This is a genomic window from Streptomyces sp. HNM0574, assembly GCF_012726235.1.
GTDB lineage: Bacteria > Actinomycetota > Actinomycetes > Streptomycetales > Streptomycetaceae > Streptomyces.
In genome coordinates this window covers 19,993-33,500 of sequence record NZ_JAASAH010000009.1, presented here as the reverse complement: position 1 = coordinate 33,500, position 13,508 = coordinate 19,993, and the positions used below count along the sequence as shown (strand labels likewise).

At 74.8% G+C, this 13,508-nt stretch carries 10 protein-coding genes; 4 read left to right on the top strand and 6 right to left on the bottom strand.

What is annotated here, in order from left to right:
- Nucleotides 1–196 precede the first annotated feature (196 nt).
- A complete protein-coding gene (locus tag HCC30_RS16715) occupies nt 197–1,045 on the top strand; it encodes a Rieske (2Fe-2S) protein (RefSeq protein WP_346776664.1) in 849 nt (282 codons plus the stop codon).
- 57 nt (nt 1,046–1,102) lie between these two features.
- Here the strand turns inward: HCC30_RS16715 and HCC30_RS16710 are convergent, their stop codons facing one another.
- A complete protein-coding gene (locus HCC30_RS16710; protein ID WP_169443359.1) occupies nt 1,103–2,020 on the bottom strand; it encodes an FAD-dependent oxidoreductase in 918 nt (305 codons plus the stop codon).
- A gap of 77 nt (nt 2,021–2,097) precedes the next feature.
- Entirely contained in the window at nt 2,098–3,747 is a 1,650-nt protein-coding gene (locus HCC30_RS16705; protein WP_346776663.1) for an ATP-binding cassette domain-containing protein, read from the bottom strand.
- 475 nt (nt 3,748–4,222) lie between these two features.
- Here HCC30_RS16705 and HCC30_RS16700 point away from each other — a divergent pair, with 475 nt between their 5' ends.
- On the top strand, nt 4,223–4,843 hold the full coding sequence (locus tag HCC30_RS16700; protein ID WP_240979659.1) for a nitroreductase family protein: 621 nt from the start codon (nt 4,223–4,225) through the stop codon (nt 4,841–4,843).
- Nucleotides 4,844–4,885: 42 nt separating this feature from the next.
- On the opposite strand, the gene HCC30_RS16695 is transcribed toward HCC30_RS16700, so the two are convergent.
- Entirely contained in the window at nt 4,886–5,872 is a 987-nt protein-coding gene (locus HCC30_RS16695; protein WP_169443357.1) for an acyl-ACP desaturase, read from the bottom strand.
- 292 nt (nt 5,873–6,164) lie between these two features.
- Here HCC30_RS16695 and HCC30_RS16690 point away from each other — a divergent pair, with 292 nt between their 5' ends.
- The gene (locus tag HCC30_RS16690; RefSeq protein ID WP_169443356.1) at nt 6,165–7,568 is read left to right on the top strand and encodes a hypothetical protein; all 1,404 of its coding nucleotides are present in this window, start codon (nt 6,165–6,167) and stop codon (nt 7,566–7,568) included.
- 100 nt (nt 7,569–7,668) lie between these two features.
- Here HCC30_RS16690 and HCC30_RS16685 read toward each other — a convergent pair whose 3' ends face one another.
- Nucleotides 7,669–8,748, bottom strand: a complete 1,080-nt coding sequence (locus HCC30_RS16685; RefSeq protein ID WP_169443355.1) for an N-acetylmuramoyl-L-alanine amidase — start codon at nt 8,746–8,748, stop codon at nt 7,669–7,671.
- A gap of 396 nt (nt 8,749–9,144) precedes the next feature.
- On the opposite strand from HCC30_RS16685, the gene HCC30_RS16680 reads away from it, so the two are divergent.
- Complete coding sequence (locus HCC30_RS16680; protein WP_169443354.1) at nt 9,145–10,779, top strand: ABC-F family ATP-binding cassette domain-containing protein; 1,635 nt, start codon at nt 9,145–9,147, stop codon at nt 10,777–10,779.
- Here HCC30_RS16680 and HCC30_RS16675 read toward each other — a convergent pair whose 3' ends face one another.
- A complete protein-coding gene (locus tag HCC30_RS16675; RefSeq protein WP_169443353.1) occupies nt 10,780–10,944 on the bottom strand; it encodes a hypothetical protein in 165 nt (54 codons plus the stop codon). It lies immediately after the preceding gene.
- 101 nt (nt 10,945–11,045) lie between these two features.
- On the bottom strand, nt 11,046–13,502 hold the full coding sequence (locus HCC30_RS16670; protein WP_169443352.1) for a Tex family protein: 2,457 nt from the start codon (nt 13,500–13,502) through the stop codon (nt 11,046–11,048).
- Nucleotides 13,503–13,508: the final 6 nt, after the last annotated feature.

Genomic DNA, 13,508 nt, shown 5'->3' with positions numbered 1-13,508 from the left:
CGGGCGCGTCGCCGGGTGCGGGTGCTTCGGGGATCGCGCCGTTCCCCGCGCCCCTTTCGGGGCGCATCCGCTCCGGTGAGGTTCTGTGACGGGGGGTTGGGGCGGGCCGTGTCGTGGCACAGCGGGTGCCATGCGTAGAAATCCGGCACGGCACAGGCGTCCCTCCCCAGCCGCGACGGCGTCCGGTGACCCGCTGGTGCGGGCACTGGACGCCCTCGGCGAGTTCACCCCTCTCGACACGGTGGCCGGGCCGCTGAGCCGGGCCGTACGGCGGCTGCCGCTCGGCCCGCTCCGCGACGTGCTGCACGGCCGCTGGCTCGGCCACCCGCTGCACCCGGCGCTGGTGCAGGTGCCGGTGGGCGCCTGGATGTCGGCCGCGGTGCTCGACGTCGTACCGGGCGCGGAACGCGGCGCCCGCACCCTCGTCGGGCTCGGCGTGCTGAGCGCGCTGCCCGCCGCCTGGTCCGGCTGGGTCGACTGGGCGGAGCAGCACGAGGCCCAGCAGCGCACCGGCGTGGTGCACGCCGGTGCCAACGTGCTCGCGATCGGCCTGTTCGCCGGCTCCTGGGCCGCGCGCGGCCGCGGCCGCACCGGCCTCGGCCGGGCCCTCACCCGCGCCGGCCTGACGAGCGCGAGCCTCGGCGCGATGATCGGCGGGCACCTGGCGTACCGGCAGTCGGCCGGCGCCAACAAGGCCGAGCCGGTGCCGCACCTGCTGGAGCCGCGCTGGTACGGGATGGGGCCGCTGGACGAGTACCCGGCGGGCGAGCCGGTGCGCCGGATGCTGGGCGAGGTCCCGCTGCTCGTGGTCCGGATGACGGAGGACGAGGCGTACGTGCTCGGCGACCGGTGCAGCCACGACTCGGGGCCGCTCTCGGAGGGCGAGGTGCGGGACGGCTGCGTCGAGTGCCCCTGGGACGGCAGCCTCTTCCGCCTCTCGGACGGCTGGAACGTGCACGGCCCGGCCACCGCGCCCCAGCCCTCCTTCGAGGCGGGCTTCGACGGCGACGGCTCCCTCCGCGTCCGCCTGCCCCGCGCGGACTGACGCACGGGAACGGGCCGTCGGCGCGGGGCAGCCCCCGCGCCGACGGCCCGTTCCGTGTCAGCTTCCCGCCGGTCCGACCAAGGCGGCCGCGTCCACCGCGCAGCCCCAGGAGACGGTGATGCCCGCGCCGCCGTGCCCGTAGTTGTGCACGCAGGGCGTGCCGTCCGGCAGCGTCCCGGCCTCCAGCCTGACGCCCTCGGGGCGGAACGGGCGCAGGCCGACCCGGTGTTCCAGCACCGCCGCCTCCGCCACCTCGGGGCGGATGCGGGCGCAGCGGCGGATGATGGCCTCGGCGGTGGCCGGGTCCGGCGCGGTGTCCTCGGCCCCGTCCTCGGCGGTGCCGCCGAGCAGGAGCCCGTACGGCTGCGGCAGCAGGTACGCCGACTCGCCCGCCGCGCCCTCGTCGGTCGCGACGTACCACTCCTCGACGCCCGGGTTCTCCACGACCACGACCTGCCCCCGCACCGCCCGCACCCCCGGATCGGGGACGAGCGTACGGGCGCCCAGGCCGGTGCAGTTGACCACCGCCCGGGCCTCGGCCGCCGCCTCCGTGAGCGAGCCGGCGGCGCGCTGCTCGTACACGCCGCCCGCCTTCTCCAGCCGGGCCCGCAGGTACGGGAGATAGGCGCGCATGTCGATCAGCGGGGTGCGGGGCGGGCTGCCGACCAGGGCCCGCCACTCCTCCGGTACCGGATCGCCGCCCTCCGCCATCTCGCCCCGCACCAGCCGCACTCCGGTCTCGGCCGGCTGTTCGGCGAGCCAGGAGAAGTGCCGGAAGGAGCGCACGGCCCAGTCCGTGGCCCGGTCGAGGGGTTCGATCCGGTACGGCCAGGCGAGGCCGCCCGCGACGGCCGAGGTCGTCTCCGGCTCCGGGTCACGGCTCCAGACGCGGACCAGGGTGTCGCCCCGTTCGGCGAGTACCACCGCTGTCGTGAGTCCGATGACGCCGCCGCCCACCACGATTGTCTGTTCCATGCCCGGAGGCTATCCGTCCGCGTCCGCCGCCGAACGTCCCGCGGACGCCCCCTTCGGCGCGTGCCCGGCACCGTGCCTCACACCTCCTCCCGCAGCTCTCCGTCCGCCAGCCGCAGCCACCGGGTGACACCCAGCTCCCGCAGGAACGCCAGGTCGTGGCTGACGACGATCAGCGCGCCCTGGTACCCGTCCAGCGCCGTGCGCAGGTGGCGGACGCTGGCCAGGTCGAGGTTGTTCGTCGGCTCGTCCAGCATCAGCAGCTGCGGCGCCGGTTCGGCGAGCATCAGCGCGGCGAGCGTCGCGCGGAACCGTTCGCCGCCCGAGAGCGTGCCCACCGGCCGGTCGGCCCGGGCGCCCCGGAAGAGGAAGCGGGCCAGCCGGGCGCGGACGCGGTTGACCGTCGCGTCCGGTGCCAGCCGGGCGACGTTCTCGGCCACGGACAGCCCGTCGTCGAGGACGTCGAGCCGCTGCGGCAGGTACCGGTGCGGGACGTGCGCCCGCACCTCCCCGCGCTCGGGCGGGAGTTGACCGGCGACGGTCCGCAGCAGTGTCGTCTTGCCCGCGCCGTTGTCCCCGACCAGCGCGATCCGCTCCGGGCCGCGCAGCTCCAGCTCGACGCGGACGCCGCCGCGCAGCACGGCGCCCTCGGCGGTGAGCACCGTCCGGCCGGCGGGCACCGCCGTGTACGGCAGGTCGACCCGGATCTCGTCGTCCGAGCGGAGCTGGCCCTCGGCCTCCTCCAGCCGGTCCTTCGCCTGCTCCAGCCGCTGCTCGTGCGTCGCCCGGTGCTTTCCGGCCGACTCCTGCGCGGCGCGCTTGCGCTGGTTCATCACGATCCGCGGCTCGCGCTTGCTGGCGTACATCTTGTCGCCGTAGCGCACCCGTTTGGCCAGCTTGCCCTGGGCCTCGGCGAGTTCGCGCTTCTGCCGCCGCACGTCGGACTCGGCGGACCGCACCATGCGCCGCGCCGCCTCCTGCTCGGTGGCGACGGCCTCCTCGTACGCGTCGATGCCGCCGCCGTAGGTGTGCACCGAGCCCTCGCGGAGCTCGGCGATCTGGTCGACGTGGCGCAGCAGTTCACGGTCGTGGCTGACCACGATCAGCACTCCCTTCCAGGCGGCGAGCGCCGCGTACAGGCTCTGCCGGGCACTCAGGTCGAGGTTGTTCGTCGGCTCGTCGAGCAGCAGCACGCGCGGGCGGCGCAGCAGGAGTTCGGCCAGCCGCAGCAGCACCGACTCGCCGCCCGAGACCTCGCCGATGGTGCGGTCGAGGCCGATGTGCGCGAGTCCGAGCTGGTCGAGGGTGGCGCGGGCGCGCTCCTCGACGTCCCAGTCGTCGCCGAGGACGGTGAAGTGCTCCTCGGCCGGGTCCCCGGCCTCGATGGCGTGCAGCGCGGCCCGCCGTCGGTCGATGCCGAGTACCGCGTCGACGCGCAGGCCGGTGTCGAGCGTGAGGTCCTGCGGCAGGTACCCCGTCTCGCCGGTGACGTGCACGGAGCCCTCGTCCGGGCGCAGTTCGCCGGCGAGGAGCCGCAACAGGGTGGATTTTCCGGAGCCGTTGGCGCCGATCAGGCCGGTACGTCCGGGGCCTGCCGTCCAGTCGAAGCCTTCCAGCACCGGGGTGCCGTCGGGCCAGGCGAAGCCGAGGCCGTCGCAGGCGACGGCGGCGGAAGCGGAGGGCACGGCCGGGGCGGAGCCGGGGCGCGGGGTGGGGCGGGTGGCGGACACGGGGTCTCCCGTTCTGGACGCGCGGGCGCGTCCGGGGCGCAGGTGCAGGGGCGGCGGGGAGACACCGGGCCCGCGGCCGACGGCCGGGCGGCCGGAGCGCCGGCCGGGCCGAGGGGCGGGGATCGGGCGGGGAGAGGGGAGCGGGGGAGCCGGGGATTCCCGGCGCGCGTGCGTGCGCGGCGGCGGTGCCCGCGTACGGGCGGTCCGGGGGAATCGGGGGCTCCGGAAGGCTCCGGGCTCGCGTCCGAGGTCGCACTCGTGGCCGTACGCGCGCACAGGCGGCGGGGCACACGGTGTCTCATGACCTCAGTCGAGCAACGTCCTTCTCCTTGTTCGGCAACAGAGCCACCGAGAACGGTAGGGATGCGCCAAGTCCGCCGCAACTCTTTTTCGCCCGGGCCCGCTGTGCTGTGCTGCGTCCATGGTCCATACCGGAGAATCCGCACCCGCGCCCCGTACGGTCCCGCTGCGTCCGATGACCGTGCCCGCCGAGCAGGCGGCGGAGCGCTGCCGTGCCTTCCACGACGTGATGAGCCGCCGCCGGACGGTACGCGACTTCGACCCGCGTCCGGTGCCGGACGGCGTCGTCGAGTACGCGATCCGTACGGCCGCGACGGCGCCGAGCGGGGCGCACGTGCAGCCCTGGCGGTTCGTCGTGCTCACCGATCCCGCGCGCAAGCGGCGGCTGCGGGAGGCGGCCGAGGCGGAGGAGCGGGAGTTCTACGGGCGGCGGGCCTCCGAGGAGTGGCTGTCCGCGCTGGCGCCGCTGGGCACCGACGAGCACAAGCCGTTCCTGGAGACGGCGCCCGCGGTGATCGTCGTCTTCGAGGTGCACAAGGGGCCGCACACGCCCCGCCCGTACTACACGAAGGAGTCCGTCGGCATCGCCGTCGGACTCCTCCTCGCGTCCCTGCACCAGGCGGGGCTGGCCACGCTCACGCACACGCCGAGCCCGATGCGCTTCCTCAACGACATCTGCGAGCGCCCGGCGGAGGAACGCGCCGCCTACGTCGTGCCCGTCGGCTATCCGGCGCCGGACGCGCACGTGCCGGACCTGCGGCGCAAGCCGCTCGACGAGGTCATGGTCCGGCTCTGAGACGGGACGGGGGCGGGCCCGCGCGGGCCCGCCCCCTCGTCGTCAGGCGCTCGCGCGGGCCTGCTTGCGGGCCTCGCGGGCGGCCAGCTTCTCGTCGAACTTGCGGGCCTCGCCGTCGAGTCCGTCCAGGTAGAGGCCCAACTCCTCCTGGGCCTTGAGACCTTCGGGGCCGAGCCCGTCGATCTCCATGACCTTCAGGAAGCGCAGCACGGGCTGGATCACGTCGTCGTGGTGGATGCGCAGGTTGTAGATCCCGCCGAGCGCCATCCGGGCGGCGGCGCGCTCGAATCCGGGCATCCCGTGGCCGGGCATCCGGAAGTCGACCACGACGTCCCGCACGGCCCGCATCGTCAGGTCGGGCGCGAGGTCGAAGGCCGCCCGCAGCAGGTTGCGGTAGAAGATCATGTGCAGGTTCTCGTCCTTGGCGATGCGGGCGAGCATGCGGTCGCAGACCGGATCGCCGGACTCGTGGCCCGTGTTGCGGTGCGAGACGCGGGTGGCCAGCTCCTGGAACGCGACGTACGCGACCGAGTGCAGCATGCTGTGCCGGTTGTCGGACTCGAAGCCCTCCGACATGTGCGCCATCCGGAACCGCTCCAGCTCGTCCGGGTCCACCGCGCGCGAGGTGAGCAGGTAGTCGCGCATGACGATGCCGTGCCGGCCCTCCTCGGCGGTCCAGCGGTGCACCCAGGTGCCCCAGGCGCCGTCCCGGCCGAAGAGGGTGGCGATCTCGTGGTGGTACGAGGGGAGGTTGTCCTCCGTGAGGAGGTTGACGACGAGCGCCGTGCGCCCGATCGCGGTGACCTTCGACTGGTCCGGAGCCCAGGGCTCGCCCTCCAGCGGACCGGCGAAGTTCCGGCCGTCGCTCCAGGGCACGTACTCGTGCGGCATCCAGTCGTTGGCCACCTTCATGTGGCGGTTGAGTTCCTTCTCCACCACTTCCTCGAGCGCGTAGAGCAGCCGGGCGTCCGTCCACTCGTCGGTGTTCGGGTGCAGGGCGGTGCTCACGGTCACGGCGGCTCCAGTCATTCGGGGACGTTCTGCGGGGACGGTGCGGCGGTTCGAGCAGTGCGGGGAGACGCACCTACGGCGCCGTAGGTTACGAGACCGTAAGTTCTAAGAAAGGTAAAAAGCAAGACCGGGATCCCGAACCCCTTACCGGCGGGCACACCCCCCGAAGCCGCATGTACGCACAGTGAGTTGGCGAGTGCGACATGTGTACGGAAACCACGCTCCGTACGTCCCTTATGTCCGCTGCGTGTGCGCGTCCCGTGCTCGCACGGCCGTTCCGGAAAACCCCCGGAAGGAGGACAATGGGGACATGACGCGGCACGGAGCAGTTCCCCGGTTTCGGACCCGGGGCGGCGCGGGTCCCCTCGCGGCGCTCCTGATGGTGCTCGCCGTCGTCGCGGCCCTGCTCGCCCTCGCCGTCCCCGCGCAGGCGGCCGACCCGGCCACCCCCGAGGAGATCGGCAAGGGCCTGCGCGCCGAGCCCGTGTACGTGGACGACGCCGCCCGTGAACGCCTCAGCCGGGCCGAACAGGACGCGCTCTCGCAGAAGATCGAGTCGACGGACCGGCCGGTCTACGTCATCGTCCTCCCGGACGACCCCGCCTACCACCAGCAGACCGTCCTCTCCGACATCCGCGAGGCCACCGGACGCGCCGGGGTCTACGGCGTCCTCCTCGGGGATGACTTCGGCGCCGCCGCCGACACCGACCTGATGTCCGCCGGCACCGCCCAGTCCCTCGCCCGCGAGACCGAGCAGCACGGCACCGTCGACGCCGCCTCGCTCGGCACCTTCGTCGACACGGCGGCGGCCGCCGTCGGTGACGGCACCGGCAGCGCGGCCGACGGCAACGGCAACAGCAACGGCAACTCCGGCGCCCCCGACGGCAGTCCGGGCTTCGGCGGGCTCGCGCTCGGCGTCCTGATGCTCGGCGGCCTCGCCTCCCTGGCCTTCCTCACCGCGCGCAACGCCCGCCGCGTCCGCCGTGAGAACGCGGCCGAGCTGGAGCGCGTCAAGGCCACCGTCGACGAGGACGTCACCGCCTACGGCGAGGAGCTCGACCGGCTCGACTTCCGCCCCGGCGCCCCCGGCGGCGCCACCCGGGAGGAGAACGAGGCGCTGCTCCGCGACTACACCGAGGCACTCGACGCCTACGAAGAGGCCAAGTCCGCCATGCGGCGCGTCCGTTCACCGCGCGACGTGCAGGCCGTGACCAGCGAACTGGAGGCCGGCCGCTTCGCGCTCACCACGCTGCGCGCCCGCCGCGCCGGCGAACCCCTGCCCGAGCGCCGCTCCCCGTGCTTCTTCGACCCGCGGCACGGCCCGTCCGTCGACGACCGCCAGTGGGCGCCCGAGGGCGGCGAGCCGCGCGCGGTCCCCGTCTGCGCCGCCGACGCCGCGCGGCTGGACGACGGTGAGCCGCCGATGGCCCGCGAGGTGGAGACGGCGCGCGGGCGCCGGCCCTACTGGGAGGCGGGCCCGGCCTACGGGCCCTGGGCCGGCGGCTTCTTCGGCGGCTACGGGACGTCGATGATGTCCGGCATGCTGATCGGCACCATGCTCGGCTCCTCCATGGGCGCGGGCACCGCCTGGGCCGGCGACGCCGATGCCTACGGCGGCGACTACGGCGGCGACTCCTTCGGCGGCGGTTTCGACGGCGGCGGAGGCGGCTTCGGCGGAGGCTTCGACGGCGGGGGGTTCGGCGGCGGGTTCTGAGCGGGCGTGGGCCCGCGTCCGCGCCCCCGGCGCGCGGGAACTCCCGCCCCGCGCGCCGGAGTCCGCGCCTCGCACCGCATCCGGCCCGCCCGTCCCGGCCTCAGACCGCCAGCAGCCGCTGCCAGTCGGCCTGTCCCAGCGGCCCGGCCGCCGACGTGCGGGTGCCGCCCGCGCGGCGCAGCGCCTGTACCGCGCTGTCCACCTCGGCGGTGTCGCCCTCCGGGACCCGGGGGGTGATCAGCGGCCACAGGTCGGCGCCCAGGTAGCCGGTCTCGTCCGCGCCCTGCCGCATCGCCGAGCACCGGTGCGGCCTGACCCCGTGCACGGAGGCCAGCCGCGCCACCGCCCGCCGGGTGCCGCCGCCGAACACCCCGTCCGCGCGCAGCGAGGGGAAGCCGGTGGCCCGCAGCAGGTGCTGGGCCGCGCGTACCCGGGGCCCGCTGCTGCCCGGGCGCAGCAGCGGCCAGGTGGACGCGCTCGCCGGGACGGGGCCGCGGCCGAGCGAGGCGGCGACGGCCTCGCGCAGTTCCCGGAGCCGGCCGTAGAGCACGTCCCCGGGGCACTCGGTGGAGTTGAAGTCCCGGTGGCCGACGATGTTCGCGGTGTCCGTGCCGTACCGCTCGGCGATCCAGGAGACCAGGCCGACCAGCGACTCCCACAGCGCGCGGGGCACGTCCACCTCGGAGTACAGGCCCTCGTTCTCGATGCCGACGACCTCGCTGTTGTGCCCGCTCACGTTCGCGCCCTTCACGTGCTGTCTGCCGCCGCGCACCACCTCCAGGCTCCGGTGCCGCCCCTCCAGGACGTGTCCGCCGCGGCTGTTGGTGAACTGCTGCCCGGTGTCGCCCCAGCCGCGCGCCATGTGCGCGTCCTGGATCTCGCGGGCGATCCGCTTGGCGTGCGCGAGCGAGTAGTCCTCGCCGTTGCCCGGCTCGACGGTGTGGTGCACGACGATGTACGCCGGTTTGTGGTCCTCGACGACGATGTCCGAGGACGGGGGACGCGCCTTCCACTCGGCCGTGGTGTGGACGCGCGGTTCGGCGGCCGCTCCGCGCGCCCCGGCGCCCGGTGACGCCGCGTACGCCGTGCCGCCGGTGAGGCCCAGCGCCCCGGCGGCCGTGGCGGACAGTCCGCCGCGCAGCAGCGTGCGGCGGCCGAAACCTGCTGGTGAGGGAGTCATGATGCGCTCCTTCGGCGGCCGGCCCCGGCCCTGCCTCGCCCGACGGGGCCCCGGCCCCGGCCGCCCGTGGTGGGGGGAGTGGGGACAGGTGGTGCACGGGGGAGTGGGGTCCCCCGGTGGTGATCCGTACGGCCCCGGCGCCCCGCCGCCGGGACGCGCGCACCGGTGGGACGGTGCGCGCGGCGGACGGGGTGCGCGCCGACGGTGCGCCTCGCGGACGGGGCGCACGGCGGACGTACCGGGGACGGACGGCACGGGCAGAATCCGCCCCCCGGCCCAAGTCCCGTCGGTACGGCGGGGGTTGCGGATTCTTCCGTCTCCTCGCTGTTTCGCCGCTCGGGCCGCCCGGGAAACCCGCACGACAGCCCGCGCTGCGGCGCCGTACGATCGGCCCTCATGTCCGCCACTCTCGTCGCCAAGGGTCTCGCCGCGGGGCACGGAGACCGCTCGTTGTTCACCGGCCTCGACCTCGTCGTCGCCCCGGGGGACGTCACGGGGCTCGTGGGCGCCAACGGCGCCGGGAAGTCCACGCTGCTGAGGATGCTCGCCGGGGAGGAGACCCCCGAGGAGGGCGCCGTCCAGCTCTCCCCGCCGCACGCCACCGTCGGGCACCTCCCGCAGGAGCCCGAGCGCCGCCCCGGGGAGACCCTGCGCGGCTTCCTCGCCCGCCGTACGGGCGTGGCCGCGGCCCAGGGCGCGCTGGACGCGGGCGCGGACGCGCTCGGCCGCGGCGTCCCCGGCGCCGACGACAGCTACGCCACGGCCCTCGACCGCTGGCTCGCGCTGGGCGCCGCCGACCTGGAGGAACGGGCCGCCGACGTCACCGCGCAGCTCGGCCTGGACGTCGGCCCCGAGCGGCCGATGACGGCGCTCTCCGGCGGCCAGGCGGCCCGCGCCTCCCTCGCCTCGCTGCTGCTCAGCCGGTACGACGTCTTCCTGCTCGACGAGCCCACCAACGACCTGGACCTGGACGGGCTGCGCCGCCTGGAGACCTTCGTGTCCGGGCTCCGCGCGGCGACCGTACTGGTCAGCCACGACCGGGAGTTCCTCGCCCGCACCGTCAACGGCGTCCTCGAACTCGACCTCGCCCAGCGGCAGGTGAACCACTACGGCGGCGGTTACCAGGCGTACCTGGAGGAGCGCGAGCGCGCCCGCACCCACGCGCGCGAGGAGTACGAGGAGTACGCCGGAACCCGCGCCTCCCTGGAGGCGCGCGCCCGCACGCAGCGCAACTGGATGGAGAAGGGCGTACGCAACGCGCGCCGGAAGATGACCGACGGCGACAAGATCGGCCGGAACGCGCGCATCGAGACGACGGAGAAGCAGGCCGCGAAGGCCCGCCAGACGGAGCGGCTGATCGAGCGCCTGGACGTCGTCGAGGAGCCGCGCAAGGAGTGGGAGCTGCGGATGGAGATCGGCGCCGCGCCCCGCTCCGGCGCGGTCGTCGCGACGCTCCGCCAAGCCGCCGTCCGGCGCGGGGAGTTCCGGCTCGGCCCCGTCGACCTGCAGATCGACTGGCGGGACCGGGTCGCCGTCACCGGCGCCAACGGCGCGGGCAAGTCGACGCTGCTCGCGCTGCTGCTGGGCAGGCTGGAGCCGGAGTCGGGGGCCGCCTCGCTGGGCAGCGGGGTCGTCGTGGGCGAGGTCGACCAGGCGCGGCAGCTCTTCCACGGCGAGGAGACGCTGCTGGACGCCTTCCGCGCCGCGTCCGGCCTGGAACCGGAGGAAGTCCGCACGCTGCTCGCGAAGTTCGGCCTCACCGCGGCCCATGTGCTGCGCCCCGCGGCGACGCTCTCACCGGGCGAGCGCACCCGCGCCGCCCTCGCGCTGCTCCAGGGCCGCGGCGTCAACCTGCTCGTCCTGGACGAGCCGACGAACCACCTCGACCTGCCCGCCATCGAGCAGCTGGAATCGGCGCTCGCCGCCTACGAGGGCACCCTGCTGCTGGTGACGCACGACCGCCGGATGCTGGACGCCGTGCACACCACCCGCCGCCTGGCGGTGGCCGAGGGGCGGGTCACGGAGAGCTGATCAGCCCTTGTCGAGGGACTTCCTGGAGCGCCTCATGCCGAGGCGGTACCAGGCGATCTGCACCAGCGAGGTCAGCACCCGGCCCAGGGCCACCAGCGCCGTGAAGGGGAACAGCTTGCTGCTGCCTCCGGAACCGCCGCCGGTGGCCGTGTCGTTGTCGCTCATGTCCGCGACCCTACCTGTGCCCTGCACGGATACGGGCCGCGGGGACGGCGGGTGCCGAACGGACCGTCCCCGGCCACGAGTTCGGCACCCGCCGTACGCCGCTACTTCTTGTCGCCGCGGAGCAGCCCCGCGCGCCGCAGCGCGTCCGCCATCTCGCTGTTCGCGGGGGCGGCGTCCCGGCGCTTGCCCGCGCCGCCGCTGCCGCCGGAGCCGTTGCCGCCCCGGCCGCCGTTCCCGCCGGGCCGGCCGCCCTGGCGTCCGCCCTCACCGCGGCCGCCGCCCTGGCGCCCCGCGCCCTGACGCTGCCGCGGGGGACGCTCGCCGCCCCGCTGCCTGCGCCCGCCCGACTCGGCGCCGGCACCGGCCGGTTCGCCCGCCTCGTCGTCGAGCCGCAGCGTCAGCGAGATCCGCTTCCTGGGGACGTCGACGTCGAGGACCTTCACCTTCACGATGTCGCCGGGCTTGACGACGTCCCGCGGGTCCTTCACGAAGGTCTCCGACATCGCCGAGACGTGCACCAGGCCGTCCTGGTGGACGCCGACGTCGACGAAGGCGCCGAAGGCCGCGACGTTCGTCACGACGCCCTCCAGCACCATGCCGGACTCCAGGTCGCCGATCTTCTCGACGCCGTCCTTGAAGCTGGCCGTCCGGAACTCCGGACGCGGGTCGCGGCCCGGCTTCTCCAGCTCCCGGAGGATGTCCCCGACGGTCGGCAGACCGAACGAACCGTCCACGAAATCCGCCGCGTTCAGCGAGCGCAGCAGCGCCGTGTTGCCGAGCAGCGAGGGCACGTCGGTGCCGGCGGCCCGCACCATCGAGCGCACCACCGGGTACGCCTCGGGGTGCACGGCGGAGGCGTCGAGCGGGTCGTCCCCGCCCTGGATGCGCAGGAAGCCCGCGCACTGCTCGTACGCCTTCGGGCCGAGCCGCGGCACCTCCTTCAGGCCGGTGCGGCCGGAGAACGGGCCGTTCGCGTCCCGGTGCGCGACGATGTTCTCCGCGAGGGAGGCGCCGATGCCCGAGACGCGGGAGAGCAGCGGCGCGGAGGCGGTGTTGACGTCCACGCCGACGCCGTTCACGCAGTCCTCGACCACCGCGTCCAGCGAGCGGGACAGCTTCACCTCGGCCAGGTCGTGCTGGTACTGGCCGACGCCGATCGAGCGCGGGTCGATCTTCACCAGCTCCGCGAGCGGGTCCTGCAGGCGGCGGGCGATCGAGACGGCGCCGCGCAGCGAGACGTCCAGCTCCGGCAGCTCGCGGGAGGCGTAGGCGGAGGCGGAGTACACCGAGGCGCCGGCCTCCGAGACCATCACCTTCGTCAGCTTCAACTCCGGCCTGCGGCCGATCAGTTCACCCGCGAGCTTGTCCGTCTCGCGGGAGGCGGTGCCGTTGCCGACGGCGATCAGCTCGATGCCGTGCGCCTCGACCAGCGCGCTCAGCTTCTCCAGCGCCTCGTCCCACTTCTTCTGCGGCGCGTGCGGGTACACCGTGTCGGTGGCGGCGACCTTGCCCGTCGCGTCGATCACGGCGACCTTCACGCCCGTCCGCAGGCCCGGGTCCAGGCCGAGGGTGGCGCGGGTGCCGGCCGGGGCGGCGAGCAGCAGGTCCCGCAGGTTCGCCGCGAAGACCCGCACCGCCTCGTCCTCGGCGGCCGTGCGCAGCCGCAGCCGCAGGTCGATGCCGAGGTGGGTGAGGACGCGGGTGCGCCACGTCCAGCGGACCGTCTCGGCGAGCCAGGCGTCGGCCGGACGGCCGCGGTCGGCGAGGCCGAAGTGGTGCGAGATCGCCCGCTCGTACGCGCCGGGGGTGCCGTCCTGCGGGGCCTCGGCCGGGTCCTCCGGCTCCAGCGTCAGGTCGAGGACCTCCTCCTTCTCGCCGCGCAGCATCGCCAGCACCCGGTGCGAGGGCAGCTCGGTGAAGTTCTCCGCGAAGGCGAAGTAGTCCTTGAACTTGGCGCCCTGCTCCTCCTTGCCCTCGCGGACCTTCGCCGCGAGCCGCCCGCGCTGCCACATGCGCTCGCGCAGCTCGCCGATCAGGTCGGCGTCCTCGCTGAAGCGCTCGGCGAGGATCGCGCGGGCGCCCTCCAGCGCGGCGGCGGCGTCGGCGACGCCCTTCGCCTCGTCCACGAAGCGCTCGGCGGCGGCCGACGGCTCGGTGGCGGGATCGCCGAACAGCGCGTCCGCCAGCGGCTCCAGACCGGCCTCGCGGGCGATCTGGGCCTTGGTGCGCCGCTTCGGCTTGTACGGGAGGTAGATGTCCTCCAGCCGGGCCTTCGAGTCGGCGGAGCGGATCCGCGCCTCCAGCTCGCCGTCGAGCTTGCCCTGGGACCGGACGGAGTCGAGGATCACCTCGCGCCGGTCCTCCAGCTCCCGCAGATAGCGCAGCCGCTCCTCGAGCGTGCGCAGCTGCGCGTCGTCGAGAGCGCCCGTCGCTTCCTTGCGGTAGCGCGCGACGAACGGCACGGTCGACCCGCCGTCGAGCAGCTCGACCGCGGCGCTGACCTGCCGCTCGCGTACGCCGAGTTCCTCGGCGATCCTGCCTTCGATGGTCGTCGTCACGATGGT